Source organism: Bradyrhizobium sp. 21 (assembly GCF_023073335.1).
GTDB lineage: Bacteria > Pseudomonadota > Alphaproteobacteria > Rhizobiales > Xanthobacteraceae > Bradyrhizobium.
The window spans coordinates 154,408-170,239 of sequence record NZ_JADPJG010000006.1; the positions used below are offsets into that span (position 1 = coordinate 154,408).

Annotated in this window: 15 protein-coding genes; 3 read left to right on the forward strand and 12 right to left on the reverse strand. The window is 64.2% G+C overall.

The genetic code is table 11. The features are described 5' to 3' along the window. Positions 1-12 precede the first annotated feature (12 nt). The 12 genes from nuoH to IVB31_RS10520 all read right to left on the reverse strand — a co-directional run bounded on the left by nuoH (position 13) and on the right by IVB31_RS10520 (position 12,697). Positions 13-1,080 carry an NADH-quinone oxidoreductase subunit NuoH gene (nuoH, locus tag IVB31_RS10465; protein WP_247321512.1) on the reverse strand — a complete coding sequence of 356 codons (1,068 nt, stop codon included), beginning with the start codon at positions 1,078-1,080 and terminating at the stop codon, positions 13-15. 4 nt (positions 1,081-1,084) lie between these two features. Further along, positions 1,085-3,160, reverse strand: coding sequence for an NADH-quinone oxidoreductase subunit NuoG (nuoG, locus tag IVB31_RS10470; protein ID WP_247321515.1), 2,076 nt, complete (start codon positions 3,158-3,160; stop codon positions 1,085-1,087). A 5-nt stretch (positions 3,161-3,165) separates the two neighbouring features. Further along, positions 3,166-4,491 (reverse strand): NADH-quinone oxidoreductase subunit NuoF, encoded by a 1,326-nt coding sequence (gene nuoF, locus IVB31_RS10475; protein ID WP_247321517.1) that lies wholly within the window; start codon positions 4,489-4,491, stop codon positions 3,166-3,168. Positions 4,492-4,506: 15 nt separating this feature from the next. After that, the gene (locus IVB31_RS10480; RefSeq protein ID WP_247321519.1) at positions 4,507-4,707 is read right to left on the reverse strand and encodes a hypothetical protein; all 201 of its coding nucleotides are present in this window, start codon (positions 4,705-4,707) and stop codon (positions 4,507-4,509) included. Next, the gene (nuoE, locus tag IVB31_RS10485) at positions 4,707-5,318 is read right to left on the reverse strand and encodes an NADH-quinone oxidoreductase subunit NuoE (RefSeq protein ID WP_247321521.1); all 612 of its coding nucleotides are present in this window, start codon (positions 5,316-5,318) and stop codon (positions 4,707-4,709) included. Before nuoE ends, IVB31_RS10480 begins: the two co-directional genes overlap by 1 nt. Before the next feature lie 11 nt (positions 5,319-5,329). Beyond that, positions 5,330-6,307, reverse strand: coding sequence for an FkbM family methyltransferase (locus tag IVB31_RS10490; protein ID WP_247321524.1), 978 nt, complete (start codon positions 6,305-6,307; stop codon positions 5,330-5,332). Beyond that, on the reverse strand, positions 6,307-7,503 hold the full coding sequence (locus tag IVB31_RS10495; protein ID WP_247321526.1) for an NADH-quinone oxidoreductase subunit D: 1,197 nt from the start codon (positions 7,501-7,503) through the stop codon (positions 6,307-6,309). Before IVB31_RS10495 ends, IVB31_RS10490 begins: the two co-directional genes overlap by 1 nt. A gap of 2 nt (positions 7,504-7,505) precedes the next feature. After that, positions 7,506-8,120, reverse strand: coding sequence for an NADH-quinone oxidoreductase subunit C (locus IVB31_RS10500; RefSeq protein ID WP_247321528.1), 615 nt, complete (start codon positions 8,118-8,120; stop codon positions 7,506-7,508). Between the two features lie 11 nt (positions 8,121-8,131). Then, the gene (locus IVB31_RS10505) at positions 8,132-8,719 is read right to left on the reverse strand and encodes an NADH-quinone oxidoreductase subunit B (protein WP_247321530.1); all 588 of its coding nucleotides are present in this window, start codon (positions 8,717-8,719) and stop codon (positions 8,132-8,134) included. After that, positions 8,710-9,075: an NADH-quinone oxidoreductase subunit A gene (locus tag IVB31_RS10510; RefSeq protein WP_200515596.1), complete on the reverse strand. Its 366-nt coding sequence runs from the start codon at positions 9,073-9,075 to the stop codon at positions 8,710-8,712. Before IVB31_RS10510 ends, IVB31_RS10505 begins: the two co-directional genes overlap by 10 nt. A 674-nt stretch (positions 9,076-9,749) precedes the next feature. Further along, complete coding sequence (locus IVB31_RS10515) at positions 9,750-12,005, reverse strand: TonB-dependent siderophore receptor (RefSeq protein WP_247321531.1); 2,256 nt, start codon at positions 12,003-12,005, stop codon at positions 9,750-9,752. A 176-nt stretch (positions 12,006-12,181) separates the two neighbouring features. Continuing rightward, entirely contained in the window at positions 12,182-12,697 is a 516-nt protein-coding gene (locus IVB31_RS10520; RefSeq protein ID WP_247322090.1) for a MarR family transcriptional regulator, read from the reverse strand. Positions 12,698-12,879: 182 nt separating this feature from the next. Here IVB31_RS10520 and IVB31_RS10525 point away from each other — a divergent pair, with 182 nt between their 5' ends. The 3 genes from IVB31_RS10525 to IVB31_RS10535 all read left to right on the forward strand — a co-directional run bounded on the left by IVB31_RS10525 (position 12,880) and on the right by IVB31_RS10535 (position 15,771). Further along, positions 12,880-14,070, forward strand: coding sequence for an aromatic ring-hydroxylating dioxygenase subunit alpha (locus IVB31_RS10525; RefSeq protein ID WP_247321533.1), 1,191 nt, complete (start codon positions 12,880-12,882; stop codon positions 14,068-14,070). 61 nt (positions 14,071-14,131) lie between these two features. Then, positions 14,132-15,427, forward strand: a complete 1,296-nt coding sequence (locus tag IVB31_RS10530; RefSeq protein ID WP_346730863.1) for an MFS transporter — start codon at positions 14,132-14,134, stop codon at positions 15,425-15,427. A 140-nt stretch (positions 15,428-15,567) separates the two neighbouring features. After that, positions 15,568-15,771, forward strand: coding sequence for a hypothetical protein (locus IVB31_RS10535; protein ID WP_247321540.1), 204 nt, complete (start codon positions 15,568-15,570; stop codon positions 15,769-15,771). Positions 15,772-15,832 lie beyond the last annotated feature (61 nt).

Consider the following 15,832-nt stretch of genomic DNA (forward strand, 5'->3'; position numbering starts at 1 on the left):
CCATGACGGCCCTCACTTCGGCGCGATGTCGGCGAAATGCAGCACGCCGGCCACCACGATCACCATCGCCAGCGACAGCGGCAGGAACACCTTCCAGCCGAGGCGCATCAATTGATCGTAGCGGTAGCGCGGCACGATCGCCTTTGCCATCGCGAACAGGAAGAACATGAAGAACAGTTTCAGCGAGAACCAGATGATCCCCGGCACCCAGTTGAAGGGCGGCAGGTCCACCGGCGGCAGCCAGCCCCCGAGGAACAGGATCGTCGCCAGCGCGCACATCGTGGCAATCGCGACATACTCGCCGAGCATGAACAGCAGATACGGCGTCGAGCCGTACTCGACCATGAAGCCGGCGACGAGCTCGGATTCCGCTTCGACGAGGTCGAACGGCGGACGGTTGGTTTCCGCCAGCGCCGAGACGTAGAAGATCACGAACATCGGGAACAGCGGCCAGACGTACCAGTTCAGGATGGTCAGCTGCGGCAGCCCGATCAGGCTGGCGAGACCGCGCACGTGCTGGGCCTCGACGACCGCCGAGAGGTTCAGCGTGCCGGCGCAGAGCAGCACCGTGATGATGACGAAGCCGATCGAGACCTCGTAGGACACCATCTGCGCCGCCGAGCGCAGCGCCGCCAGGAACGGATATTTCGAGTTCGACGACCAGCCGGCCATGATGATGCCGTAGATCGACAGCGACGAGATCGCGAAGATGAAGAGGACGCCGACATTGATGTCGGAGATCACCCAGCCGAGATTGGTCGGGATCACCGCCCAGGCGGCGAGCGCGAGCACGCAGGACACCAGCGGCGCGAGAAGGAAGACGCCCTTGTTGGCGCCCGCCGGGATGATCGGCTCCTTCAGCACGAACTTCAGGAGGTCGGCGAAGGATTGCAGCAGGCCCCAGGGGCCGACCACGTTCGGGCCGCGGCGGATCTGCACCGCCGCCCAGATCTTGCGATCGGCGAGCAGGATGTAGGCGATCGCGATCAGCAGCACGACGAGCACCAGGACGCTCTCCGCGATCATGATGATCAGCGGCCAGAGGAACCCGGTCCAGAATGCGCTTTCGAAGAATTCCATCAGCTCACTCCGCTGCGGTCAGCATCTGCCCGGAGGCAAGCCGCGAGCACTCCGCCATCACGGCGGACGCACGCGCGATTGGGTTGGTCAGGTAGAAGTCCTCGACGACAGCCTTGAACGGCGCCTTCTCCGTCGTCCCGCCCTTCCCGGCCAGCTTCTTGATCTGGTCGGCCGAGCCGGCCTCGATCTGGTCGAGACGGATCAGGTGCGGCACCGCCTTGAACAGGGCCTGGCGCAAGGCCGACAGCGAGTCATAGCCAAGCTTCTTGCCGAGCGCCTCCGAGAGTGCGCGGACGATCGCCCAGTCCTCGCGGGCCTCGCCCGGCGGGAACGCGGCGCGGCCGGTCATCTGCACGCGGCCTTCGGTGTTGACGTAGATCGCGGACTTCTCGGTATAGGCGGCCGCCGGCAGGATGACGTCGGCGCGATGCGCGCCGCGGTCACCATGGGTGCCGATATAGACGACGAAGGTGCCGTCCGACGGCTTGATCTCGTCGGCGCCGAGCAGGAACAGCAGGTCGAGCGTGCCGAACGTCGTCATCTGCGCGGCGTTCAGCCCACCGGCCGCAGCCGTGAAGCCGATATCGAGCGCACCGACGCGCGAGGCGGTCTCGTGCAGCACGCCAAAGCCGTTCCAGCCGTCCTTGAGCGCGCCGACGTCGAGCGCGAGCTTGGCGGCGCCAGCGAGAATGGCGGCGCCGTCGTGGCGCGAAGCTGCGCCCGCACCGACCAGGATGATCGGGTTCTTGGCGGTCTTCAGCACGTCCATGAAGGAGTGCTTGCCGGCCGCGAGCTCGCTGAGCGTCTCGGTGCCTGCGCCGAGATGGTCATAATCGTAGGTCAGGTCGTTCTTGGCGCCGATCACGCCGACCTTGAAGCCGCCGGCGCGCCAGCGCTTGCGGATGCGGGCGTTGAACACCGCCGCCTCTTTCCGCGGATTTGCGCCGATGATGAGCAACGCATCGGCCTGCTCGACGCCTGCCAATGTCGGATTGAAGATGTAGGAGCCGCGGCCGAGCGCGGGGTCGAAGGCGTCGCCGCCCTGCACCGCCAGATTGCCCGAGCCGTATTTGGCCAGCAGGTCCTTTAGCGCGAACATCTCCTCGACGCCGGCGAGATCGCCCGCGATCGCGCCGATGCGCTTGCCGTCGGTGCGCGCCGCTTTCGCGGCGATCGCGGCGAAGGCTTCGGGCCAGCTTGCCGCGCGCAGCTTGCCGGCTTCGCGGATATAGGGCCGGTCGAGCCGTTGGGTGCGCAGGCCGTCGACGACGTGCCGGGTCTTGTCGGAGATCCACTCCTCGTTCACGGCCTCGTTGATGCGCGGCAGCACGCGCATGACTTCACGGCCACGGGTGTCGACGCGGATCGCAGATCCCACGCCGTCCATCACGTCGATCGACTGGGTCTTGCCGAGCTCCCACGGACGGGCCGCAAACGCGTAAGGCTTCGAGGTCAAGGCGCCGACCGGGCAGATGTCGACGAGATTGCCCTGCAATTCCGACGTCAGCGCGTGCTCGAGATAGGTCGTGATCTCCATGTCCTCGCCGCGGCCGGTCGCGCCCATCTCGGGGGCGCCGGCGACTTCCGCCGAGAAGCGGACGCAGCGCGTGCACTGGATGCAGCGGTTCATCGAGGTCTTGACCAGCGCGCCGAGATATTTGTCCTCGACCGCGCGCTTGTTCTCGGCGAAGCGGCTGGTGTCGACACCATAGCCCATCGCCTGGTCCTGCAGGTCGCACTCGCCGCCCTGGTCGCAGATCGGGCAGTCCAGCGGATGGTTGATGAGAAGGAATTCCATCACGCCTTCGCGTGCCTTCTTGACCATCGGCGAACGCGTCGAGATTTCCGGGGGCTCGCCCTTGGGGCCCGGACGGCAGTCGCGCACGCCCCAGGCGCAGCTCGCGACCGGCTTCGGGCCGCCCTTCACCTCGACGAGGCACATCCGGCAATTGCCGGCGATCGACAGCCGCTCGTGGTAGCAGAAGCGCGGAATCTCGGCGCCGGCCGCCTCGCACGCCTGAAGCAGCGTGTATTCGGCGGGGACATCGATCTCTTTGCCGTCGATGATGAGCTTGGTCATTCTCTCTACTCCGCCGCGACCATGTTCACGGGATCGCGGACGCCGATATCGTCGATGTCGGACTTGTGCGAATATTCGTCGATGCGCGCTTCGATCTCATGACGGAAATGCGCGATCAGGCCCTGGATCGGCCACGCCGCCGCGTCGCCGAGCGCGCAGATGGTGTGGCCTTCGACCTGCTTTGTCACCTCGAGCAGCATGTCGATCTCGCGCTTGTGGGCGCGGCCGTCGGCCATGCGGGTCAAGACGCGCCACATCCAGCCGGTGCCCTCGCGGCACGGCGTGCACTGGCCGCAGCTCTCGTGCTTGTAGAAATACGAGATGCGGGCGATGGCGCGGATCAGATCGGTCGACTTGTCCATCACGATCACGGCCGCGGTGCCGAGGCCCGAGCGCAGCTTGCTCAGACTATCGAAATCCATCGGCGTGTCGATGATCTGCTCGGCCGGCACCATGCGCACCGACGAGCCGCCGGGGATCACGGCCTTGAGGTTGTCCCAGCCGCCGCGGATCCCGCCGCAATGCTTGTCGATCAGCTCGCGGAACGGAATGCCCATCGCCTCTTCGACGTTGCAGGGCCGCTCGACATGGCCGGAGATGCAGAACAGCTTGGTGCCGACATTGTTCGGACGGCCGATACCGGCGAACCAGGCTGCGCCGCGGCGCAGGATGTCCGGCGCGACCGCGATCGACTCGACGTTGTTGACGGTGGTCGGGCAGCCGAACAGGCCGACATTCGCCGGGAACGGCGGCTTCAGCCGCGGCTGGCCCTTCTTGCCCTCGAGGCTTTCGAGCAGCGCGGTTTCCTCGCCGCAGATATAGGCGCCGGCGCCATGCGCGACGTAGATGTCGAACGGCCAGCCGTTGACGTTGTCCTTGCCGACCAGCTTGGCCTCATAGGCCTGGTCGATCGCGGCTTGGAGATGCTCGCGCTCGCGGATGAACTCGCCGCGGACATAGATGTAGCAGGCATGCGCGTTCATCGCGCAGCTCGCGATCAGGCAGCCCTCGATCAGGAGATGCGGATCGTGCCGCATGATCTCGCGATCCTTGCAGGTGCCGGGCTCGGACTCGTCGGCATTGACGACGAGATAGCTCGGCCGGCCGTCGGTCGATTCCTTCGGCATGAACGACCATTTCAGGCCGGTCGGGAAGCCGGCGCCACCGCGCCCGCGCAGCCCCGAGGCCTTCATCTCGTTAATGATCCAGTCGCGGCCCTTGTCGATGATGTTCCTGGTGCCATCCCAGGCGCCGCGGCGCCGCGCGCCCTCGAGCCCCCAATCGTGGAGGCCGTAGAGGTTCTTGAAGATGCGGTCCTTGTCCTCGAGCATGTCAGTGCTTTCCGATCAACGATTGGCTTGCTTGTAGGCAAGCCCGGCGGCGCAGACGGCAAAGGTCAGCGCCCAGAGCAGACTGGATTCCAGCGACGCGTTCAGGCCGAAACGCTGAAGCAGGAAAATGAATGTGGCCGCAACAGTGGCATGCATGGCGACGAAGCCCCATTTCTTCACGGCCTCGTTCCCTCCAATTGCGGGGAGATCACGCATCAGGTGATCTCCTTCAGCGTGGTCGGTCCATTGATCGGCGCCGAGAACTGGCGGCCGTTCTGCGGACCGGGCTTGGGCAGATTGCCGGAAGCAAAGCCGTCGAGCACCTTGCCAAAGCTTTCCTTGGTCAAATCCTCATAGGTGTCCTTGCCGATCATCACCATCGGCGCGTTCACGCAGGCGCCGAGGCACTCGACCTCCTCCCAGCTGAAATTGCCGTCCTTGGAGAGATGGAAGGGATCGTGATGGATGCGGTGTTCGCAGACGTGGATCAGATCCTCGGCGCCGCGCAGGCGGCACGGCGTGGTGCCGCAGACCTGGACGTGGGCCTTCTTGCCGACGGGGGCGAGCTGGAACATCGTGTAGAAGGTCGCGACCTCGAGCACGCGGATATAGGGCATGTCGAGCATGTCGGCGATGACGCGGATCGCGGCTTCCGACACCCAGCCGTCATGCTGCTCCTGCGCCCGCCAGAGGATGGCGATGACCGCTGAGGCCTGGCGGCCGGCCGGGTATTTCGCGATCTGCTGCTTGGCGAACGCGAGATTCTCCTCCGTGAACGCGAAGCTCGCGGGCTGGACTTCCTTCGGTGCTAATCGGCGAACGGACATCTCTTAATCTCTCACTGCATACGGCGCGCGGACTTCGCATTCAAGTTCCTGGCATTCAGGGCTTCGATCCTGTCCTGCCAGAACGCGCTTGCGGTGCCGAAAACGTTGTAGCCGACATGGGTCGAGACCTTGATGCGATCGAGGATCGACAGCTCGGTCACGGTCTCCATCCGGTTGCTGCGCGGATCGAACACGATCAGCTTCAGCGGGGTCTGTTCGAGGATGAAGCGCGACACCGCGTGAGAGCGGTCGCTGCCGTGCTCCTCGCACATGATGACGCTGTCGGCCTGGAGCAGCCGGGCGCCGCCCTTGATCGCCGCGATCTCGACACCCTCGACGTCGAGCTTGATCAGGTACTTGCCGCTGGCTGCGACCTTGCCGTCGTCGATCAGATTGTCCAGCGCGATCACGGGCACGTCCTCGCCGCCCGCCGACGCGTCGCCGGCAATGCTGAAGGCCTCGTGCTTGGTGCCGGACAGCCGCGCGGTGCCGCGAGCCGCGCCGATCGCGCATTTCAAGGTCTCGAAGCGGCTGCCGTTGATGCGGGCGTTGTTGGCGAGCTTCGGATAGTTCTGCCCTGACGGCTCGATCGCGATCGCCTTGTGCGAGCCGAACGGCTTGCTCGACACCAGCACCGACCAATAGCCGTAATTGGCGCCGCAATCGAGCAGCGTGTAATCGACGTCGATGGAGTCGGCGAACAACAGCTCCAGCTCGTCCTCGTAATTGTAGGAGCGGTTGAGCAGCTTGCTCCAATAGCCGTCGCCGTAAGGGAATTCGAACACGGCGTCCGGGTTGAGCTTGATCGCGATGTTGCGCTCGGGCAGCGTTTTCCGCAGCAAATTGGCGCAGGCGATGTAGCCCATGTGCGAGAAGTGCGACGAGATCTTCGACCCCGTCACCAGCGCCAAGGCAGCCGTCCGCTCCCACAGGTTGGCCCCTTCAAGGGCCCCCGAGGCACGGTCAAACTGGATCGGCGCCTGCGCCATCACCGATCGACCTCTCCGAACACGATGTCGAGCGAGCCGAGAATGGCCGAGACGTCGGCGAGCAGATGGCCGCGGCAGATGTGATCCATGGCCTGAAGATGCGCAAAGCCCGGCGCGCGGATCTTGCACTTGTAGGGCTTGTTGGTGCCGTCGGAGATGAGATAGACGCCGAACTCGCCCTTGGGCGCCTCGACCGCGGTATAGACCTCGCCTGCCGGCACGTGGACGCCTTCGGTGTAGAGCTTGAAGTGATGGATCAGCGCTTCCATCGAGCGCTTCATCTCGCCTCGGCGCGGCGGCGCGACCTTGTTGTCCTCGACGACGACGGGGCCCTTGCCCTCGGGCGCGTTCAGCTTCTGGATGCATTGCTTCATGATGCGCACCGACTGGCGCATCTCTTCCATGCGGATCAGATAGCGGTCGTAGCAGTCGCCGTTCTTGCCGATCGGAATGTCGAAATCCATCTCGGCGTAGCATTCATAGGGCTGCGACTTGCGCAAATCCCAGGCCGCGCCCGAGCCGCGCACCATCACGCCCGAGAAACCCCACTCCCAGGCTTCCTTCAGCGACACCACGCCGATGTCGACGTTGCGCTGCTTGAAGATGCGGTTGGCGGTGAGCAGGCGATCGAGATCCTCGACCACCTTGAGGAACGGATCGCACCAGGCGTCGATATCGTCGACCAGCTTCTGCGGCAGGTCCTGATGCACGCCGCCGACGCGGAAGTAGGCTGCGTGCATACGGCTGCCCGAGGCGCGCTCGTAGAACACCATCAGCTTCTCGCGCTCTTCAAAACCCCACAGCGGCGGGGTCAGCGCGCCGACGTCCATCGCCTGCGTGGTGACGTTGAGCAGATGCGACAGGATGCGGCCGATCTCGCAATAGAGCACGCGGATCAGCTGGCCGCGGCGTGGCACCTCGATGCCGAGCAGCTTTTCCGCAGCCATGCAGAAGGCGTGCTCCTGGTTCATCGGCGCGACGTAGTCGAGCCGGTCGAAATAAGGGATCGCCTGCAGATAGGTCTTCTGCTCGATCAGCTTTTCGGTGCCGCGGTGAAGCAGGCCGATATGCGGATCGACGCGGGCGACGACTTCGCCGTCCAATTCGAGCACAAGACGCAACACGCCATGGGCCGCCGGATGCTGCGGCCCAAAATTGATGGTGAAGTTGCGAAGGTTTTCGGGTTGCTCGTTCATGATCAGACCTTCGGCCCTGCTTTTTCATCACCCGGGAGGACGGGATAATCGGCACCCTCCCACGGAGACAAAAAGTCGAACTTGCGGAATTCCTGGTTGAGCCTGACAGGCTCGTACACCACCCGCTTCTCCTGGTCGTCGTAGCGGACCTCGACGAAACCGGTGGTCGGGAAATCCTTGCGCAGCGGATGGCCCTCGAAGCCGTAATCGGTCAGGAGGCGGCGCATGTCGGGATGACCGACGAAGAACACGCCATAGAGGTCGTAGGCCTCGCGCTCGAACCAGTCGGCGCCGGGAAACACCTCGATCAGCGACGGCACCTGTGTGGTCTCGTCGGCCTGGGCCTTGAGCCGGATCCGCGCGTTCAGGGTCGGAGACAGGAAGTGGTAGATCACGTCGAAGCGCTTTTCGCGCGAGGGATAGTCCGCCGCGGTGATGTCGGTGAAGTTGATGAAGCGGCAGTTCGGGTCGTCGCGGAGGTACTTGACCACCTCGACGATCTTGGCCACCTCGACGTCGACCGTGAGCTGGTTGAAGGCCACCGAATGACCGATGGCGGCGCCCGGAAGCGCGCTAACGATCGTCTGCCCCAGGGCGTCGAGCTTGGCGTCGTCCATGACGTAAAACCTTAGCGTTCGATGGTGCCGGTGCGGCGGATCTTCTTCTGCAGCAGCAGCACGCCGTAGAGCAGCGCTTCCGCCGTGGGCGGGCAGCCCGGCACGTAGATGTCGATCGGCACGATGCGGTCGCAGCCGCGCACGACCGAGTAGGAATAGTGATAATAGCCGCCGCCATTGGCGCAGGAGCCCATCGAGATGACGTAGCGCGGCTCGGGCATCTGGTCGTAGACCTTGCGCAGCGCCGGCGCCATCTTGTTGGTCAGGGTGCCCGCGACGATCATCACGTCCGACTGGCGCGGCGAGGCACGCGGGGCGAAGCCGAAGCGCTCGATGTCGTAACGCGGCATCGAGACCTGCATCATCTCGACCGCGCAGCAGGCGAGACCGAAGGTCATCCACATCAGCGAGCCGGTGCGCGCCCAAGTGATAAGATCGTCGGTCGCGGCCACGAAGAAGCCCTTGTCGGACAGCTCCGAATTGACCTCGAGGAAGAACGGATCATTGGCTCCGACCGGCTTGCCGGTCGAGGGATCCAGGATGCCCTTGGGGGCCGGCGCGAGAACCGGACCGGCGGACGACGTCGGGTTCAATCCCATTCCAGTGCGCCTTTCTTCCATTCATAGGCGAAGCCCACCGTCAGCACGGCGAGGAACACCACCATGGACCAGAAGCCGGTCGCGCCGAGCTTGCCGAACGCCACCGCCCAGGGAAACAGGAACGCCACCTCGAGGTCGAAGATGATGAAGAGAATGGCGACCAGATAGAAGCGGACGTCGAACTTCATGCGGGCGTCGTCGAAGGCGTTGAAACCGCACTCGTATGCCGACAGCTTTTCCGGGTCGGGCTGCTGGAACGCCACGATAAAGGGCGCAATCAGCAGCACCAGGCCGATGATAGCAGCTACCCCTATGAAGACGACGAGTGGAAGATAGTTCTGTAGAATGCCGCTCATTGGCGAGCCCTTTTTCCCGCAGCCTCGGGACAGCCACGGATTCGTCCAGTTTGGAATTATTCTGAGCCTTAGCGCAGTGCACCAATGGGCGCAAGACACGCTCTTTTTAGGCCCTTTGCTGTACCCGGAACGGTGGAAATCCCGGAATCGCCCCGCGGCAGGTATGGAGCAGATCGGAAAACCCGGCAAGGGCGGTCACGGTTTTGCAGGGCAGCCGTTCTGAGATTGCGGCGCAAGGGCTGCGATAACTATTTGCCGCGTACCATCCGGTCAAGATGCCCGGGTTTTGGGTGCGGCAGCGCACCAATCCAAGCCATGACCAGCGCCGGGCCCTCACTGTCACCCACACGACATACTGGCCGGCGCGCCCAGAGCAGTGCGACGCGCAACCCGGGTATGGCCGTGGTGGCGGTCAGGAGACAACTATCCACAGGCGCGAACGATCGGACGAGCCATGCATCGCGACGGGACGGAGGCTCGTCCTGGATCGGCGGCGAGCGCGGCGGCAGCGACCTGCTGGGTCGTCGCACGCGCCGCGCTCGCATGAGCTTCGGGCTGGGGGGCATAGCCCGTGAGCTCATCGATCTCTTGCTGGAAGACCAGCGGCGGCCCTGGTCAGGCTCTCACGACGGCCTTCCCCTCGCCGGTCCTCACTATTTGCCTCACTATTTGCCTCACCATTTGTAGGAGACGCTGGCGGTGACGCGCCGGCGATCGCCGTAGAAGCAGGACGTGGCCGACGCGCAGCTCGCCACGTAGATCTTGTCGGTCAAATTGATCACGTTCAGCGCGGTGCGCCAGTTCTGCCATTCGTAGTGGAGCACGAGATCGCCGAGCACGACCGCGGGAACCTCGAGCGTGTTGGCGGCATCCGCCCAGGACGAGCCGACATAGCGCACGCCGCCGCCGAAGCCGAAGCCCTCGAGCGGCCCGTCCTTGAAGGTGTAGTCCGCCCAACCCGAGACCAGGAGTTCAGGCGTGTTGGTCGGTGTCTTGCCGACCAGCGATGGGTCTAGATCCCTGCTGTTGAACAAGTGGTAGGCCGTGAACGAGCCGATCAGCTTCAGCTCCTTGGTGGCGTTGGCGACCGCTTCGAGCTCGATGCCGCGCGAAGTCACCTCGCCGGTCTGGTTCTGCAAGACCGGAATGATGCCCGGTGCCGTCGTCGCCACGTTTTGACGGACCAGGTCGAAGGCCGAGACCGTGAAATAGCCGTCAAATCCCTTGGGCGCGACCTTCACACCGATTTCGGCCTGCTTGCCTGTCTCCGGCAGGAACAGCTGGTTCGTCGCATTGAGGCCGATGATCGGATTGTAGCTCGTCGCATAGGAGACGTATGGCGCGATGCCGTTGTCGAAATTGTAGATCAGCCCTGCGCGCCCGCTGAACCTGCTGTCGTCGCGGCTGGCGACCGTGGCGCCGGTGCCACGATCGTCCTGCGTCGTCTCGACCCAATCGTTGCGGCCGCTCAGCACCAGCGTGAAGTTGCCAAGCTTCATCTGGTCCTGAAGATAGGTGCCGGCCTGCTTCTGCGTGATCTGGGCGTTGCGGAACGGCGCGGCCGGTAACGGAACCTCGGCTGCTCCATAGGTGGGGTTGAGGACGTTGATCGAGGACACACCGAACCCGAAGGCCTGATAGTCGTCGATCTGATAGCCCTTCAAATCCACACCGAACAGCATGGTGTGCTTCACGGGGCCGGTGTCGAAGCGATACTCCAGCTGATTGTCGAGATCGGCCTGATTGGCAGTGTTCTTTGCATACCAATTGTAACGATTGAGCATGGCCGTTGCCGCGTTGCCCCAATCGCTGCCGACGTAGCCGCGATAGGTCACGTCGACATGTGCAAAGCGCGCATTCTGCCGGAACGTCAGCTCGTCGGTGAGATTGCGCTCGAACTGATAGCCGAGCATCTCCTGCTCGCGCGTGAACTTGTCGACGCTGGGATCTCCGGCGAAGAAGCGGGTCGGGATCTTGCCGAACGGCGCATTGGTCACCGTGCCCTGGTAGGGCAGGAAGTTGATGCCGCGGGTGTCCTGCTTCGAGGCCGACGCCAGCACCGTGAACGTCGTGTCGGCATCCGGCTTCCAGGTGAACGACGGCGCGATGAAGTAGTTGTTGTCGGGCGTGAAGTTCACCTGGGTGTTGCCGTTCTGGACCTGGCCGACGACGCGGTAGAACAGCTTGCCGTTCTCCGGTTGCGTCGCGACCGGGCCGCCGACATCGAAGCCGACATAGGCGTTGCCGAAATTATTGACGCCGGTCTCGATGTAGCGAACCGGCTCGGCCGGCGGCAGCTTGCTGATGACGTTGACGATGCCGCTCGGGCTCGATCCGCCATAGAGCACCGCCGACGGCCCGCGCAGCACCTCGACCCGCTCCATGTCCGGCGTCTGCAGCTTCCAGGTCGCATAGGAGGTGTAGAACAGCTGCATTCCGTCGAGGAACAGTCCGATGTCGTCGGACTTGAAGCCGCGGATCAGCCACCAGTCGTTGCGGGTGTCCGCACCGAAGGTCCCGGCGCGAACGCCGGCAGTATAGCGCAGGACCTCGTCGAGCTTGTTCGGCTTCTGATCGCGGATCTGCTCCGCGCCGATCACCGACACTGATTGCGGCGTCTCCATGATCGGCGTGTTGGTCTTGGTGCCGGACGAGCTGCGGCCGGCGACATAGCCGTTCACCGGTCCGCGCGGCGTCTCGACGAAACCGACATTGCGCTGTGGCTGCGGCCTGTTTCGGTTATCAGTCTGCTGAGACGATCGCAGCGCGCGGCGCGGCGCCGTGGCGACTGCGCGACGCCGCGCTTCCGGCGCGGTGACGGTCACTGACGGCAAATTCTGCGCGCCACTCTGCGCGGAAGATTGCGCAAGCGATGCCTGCGGCACCAAAACCCAAGCGGAAGCGGTCGCCAACACGGCCGACCGCAGCATTCCAAGACTGTTCAACGCGCCACCCAAAGCTGCATGTTCGATGCGTCATGCCGCCGGTCCCCGGGGTGGCATGCGCTTACGGTGACGCTTATGGGAGGGCGCGCGAATTCCCTAATTGAAAGCCTCTTAGAGCGACTCTTAGAACCGATCCATGATGTCCGGGTGTTGCCGGGAGATCAGCGTGAATTCTTCTCGCTCTCGAGCATCTCGGCGGCGGTCGCGGTGAGCTGATCGACCTGCCGCAGCAGCGCGTGGAACTCGGCTTCGCTCAGATGCTCCAGCAGACGCCGATTGCGCTCCTGAGCGCCTTCGACGATCGCATCATGCGCGGCGAGGCCCGTCGCAGTCAGCGAGATCAGCACCTCGCGGCTATCCTTCGGATTTGCCGATTTTGCGATCAGCTTGCGCGATACGAGTTCCGCAAGCGCGCGGCTGATCTGTCCCTTGTCCTGGCCGACGGCTTCGGCGAGCCGCGCCACGCTCATCGGCGGCCGGCGGCCGAGCGAGGCGACGAGGCCGAACTCGACCGAGGACAATCCGGCAAGCCGCTTGTAGCGGAGGATCGCACCGCGCTTGAGCAGATTGGCCAGCACCATCAGCCGCGACGACAGCATCGCGGTGATCGGCGCCGGCGAGTGACTTTCGTCCGCATCGGGCGAACCGTGCCCATCCCTGCTCGATGTCTGGCTCATCATCCACCTCTGCCAAGAAAGCCGAGGCATGCCAAGCGTTGGTAGCGCAACCTCCCCAGCCGGATCAAAATGCGACCAAGAGGCATTTGGATGATCGTTGACATTGTCATCTAATTATTTTTCACTGGGTCACCGCATCGAGAAACGACCCGGCCACCAAGGCCTGCGGCGGGAGGAACAACATGACGATGACCCAGCGGGATCGCGATCTCGGCACTGGTTATGCGATGAAGCCGGCACACACGCGGACCGAGCTCACCTCGGTCGTGCGCGGCACACCGATGGGCGAGCTGCTCCGCCGCTACTGGCATCCGGTCGGGCTCATCAGTGACGCCACCGACACGCCGAAAAAGGTCCGTGCGCTCGGCGAGGATCTGGTGCTGTTCCGCGACAAGCAGGGCCGCGCCGGCCTCCTGCACGCCCGCTGCTGCCACCGCGGCACCACGCTCTACTACGGCAAGGTCGAGGAGGACGGTCTCCGCTGCTGCTATCACGGCTGGAAGTTCGACACCGAAGGCCACTGCCTGGAGCAGCCCTGCGAGCCCGACGGCGGCCAGTTCAAGGACAAGGTGCGCCAGCCTTGGTACCCGGTCGAGGAGCGCTACGGCCTGATCTTCGCCTATATGGGCCCGGCCGAGAAACGCCCGGTGCTGCCGGCTTACGAATGCCTCGAAAACATGGACGACGGCGAGTTCGTCGAGGCCGACGATTCCTCGATCGGCGGCGGCGGTCCGGCGGTCATCCCCTGCAACTGGCTCCAGCATTTCGAGAACGTGGTCGATCCCTATCACGTACCGGTGCTGCACGGCTCGTTCTCCGGACCGCAATTCACGGACATGATGGCCTCGATGCCGGAGGTGAAATTCGACAAGACCGCGCGCGGCATCGCCGTGCGCTCGATCCGCAAGCAGGACGACGGCCGTGTGTTTTACCGCGTCACCGAAGCTGCCCTGCCCACGTTGCGCGTTGTGCCGAACCCGCGCGTGGCGCAGTTCGCCCGCGTCGAGTCGATCGGCTGGACGCTGCCCATCGACGACACCTCGTTCCGCATCTACGTTGCCGGACGCGTGAAAAACTCCGGCGACATCGGCCGCATGCGCTCGAAGTTCAACGGCAAGTTCTGGTGGGACATGACCGAGGCCGAGCACCAGCAATTTCCCGGCGATTACGAGGCCCAGGTCGGTCAGGGCCCGCAGACCATCCACTCCGAGGAGCATTTCGGCCAGAGCGACCGCGGCATCCTGTTGATCCGGCGCATGCTGAGCGAGCAGCTCGAAGCGATGGAGGCCGGCCGTGATCCGATCGGCGTCTCGTTCGATGCAAGCACGCCTCCGGTCGAATTCGAAGCGGGGAATTACATCCGCGACACGTGAAGCAGCCAGCTCCAATCAGGGCTGGACCGACATCGACAACAAAGACAAATTGGGGGAAGTAATGGTCGATGTGGCGTCACAAATGTCGGTGCAAACGGCCGCCGCGGCAAAACCCTTGGCGCGGCGCTATTACGTGCTTGGGCTGCTCACCATCATCTATGCGCTGAATTTTCTCGACCGCACGATCTTCAACGTCCTGATCGAGCCGATCAAGAAGGAGTTTGCGCTCAGCGACACAATGATGGGCCTGCTCGCGGGCTTCGGCTTCGCGCTGTTCTATTCCCTGCTCGGCATCCCCATCGCACGCGTCGCCGACCGGCTCAACCGGCGCAACATCGTGGCCGTGGCTTTTGCGTTCTGGAGCGCGATGACGGCGCTGTGCGGCGCCGCTTCGAGCGTGACCTCGCTGGCACTGGCACGCATCGGCGTCGGCATCGGCGAATCCGCGGGCTCGCCCGCCTCGCAATCCATCGTCGCCGATCTCTTCGCCAAGAACGAGCGTCCGCGCGCGCTCGGCATCTACGCCGTCGGCACCTATCTCGGCGTCTTCCTTGGCTATTTCGTCGGCGGCTATGTCAACCAGCACTATGGCTGGCGGATGGCGTTCTACGTCGCGGGCCTGCCCGGCATCCTGCTCGCATTGATCCTGTGGCTGACGGTCTCCGAGCCGAAGCGCGGCGCCATGCAGGAGAGTTTCGTGCCCGAGCCGCTCGGGCCGACGCTGCGCTTCCTGGCCTCGCAGCGCAGCTTCATCATCGTCCTGATCGGCTTCTGCCTGACGACCTACACGAACTACGCGACCGCAGCCTGGATCCCACCGTTCCTCGCCCGCGTGCACCATCTCTCGAGCGCCGAGATCGGCACCTATGCCGGCACCTTCAAGGGCCTCGCCGGCATGGCCGGCACCCTGCTCGGCGGCTTCGTGGTGGCACAAATCAGCCGCCGCGACGACCGCTGGAAGCTGTGGGCGCCCGCGATCACCTCAGGCCTCGCCGGCCCGGTGTTCGCGCTGTGCATGCTGACCCAGGATTTTGCGATGATGGTCGCCATGCTGGCGCTGACCTCGTTCCTGGTCGGCTTCCATCTCGGGCCGATCTTCGCGATCGCCCAGACGGTGGCCAAGCCGAGCATGCGGGCGCTGGCCTCCGCCCTCATCGCGCTCACCGCCACCTGCTTCGGCCAGGGCGTCGGCCCATTGGCGGTGGGAATGGTCAATGACGCCCTGAAAGGCACTTTTGGCGCAGACGCCGTGCGCTATTCCCTGCTCTCGGCGGCGGTCACGACCACCCTCGGCGCCCTGTTGTTCATCTGGGCTGCGCGCTCGATCCGGGACGATATCGGCCGGGCGGCCGCCTGACCCCTGTCCCGGCGCCAGCCCGGCGAAACCAACCGGGCGTATTCATGAAACCATTTTGCGGAACCCGCGAAACCATCCGGAAACAGACGCTCCCTACAAGAAGAGCCATAGGCGGCGGCAAAGCCCGTCGGGAGGCTCAGATGAACCACTCAATTCACTCAGCAGACCGTGGTACCCACATGAAGATCGTGGTGGTGGCGCTGGTGGCCGGCATTGCAGTAGCCGCCTTCGGGATCGCAGCCCGCACCAACACGGATTACAGCCAGACCGCCCAGTCGGCTCACGTGATCAAGGCCGGCAAGCCGGTCGTGGTGACGAGCGCCGGAACGTCAGAGATCCGCTAACCGCGGAAAAGGTCCGGTTTGACACCAAACGGCCGCCCCCGGGCGGCCTTTTTGATTCAGG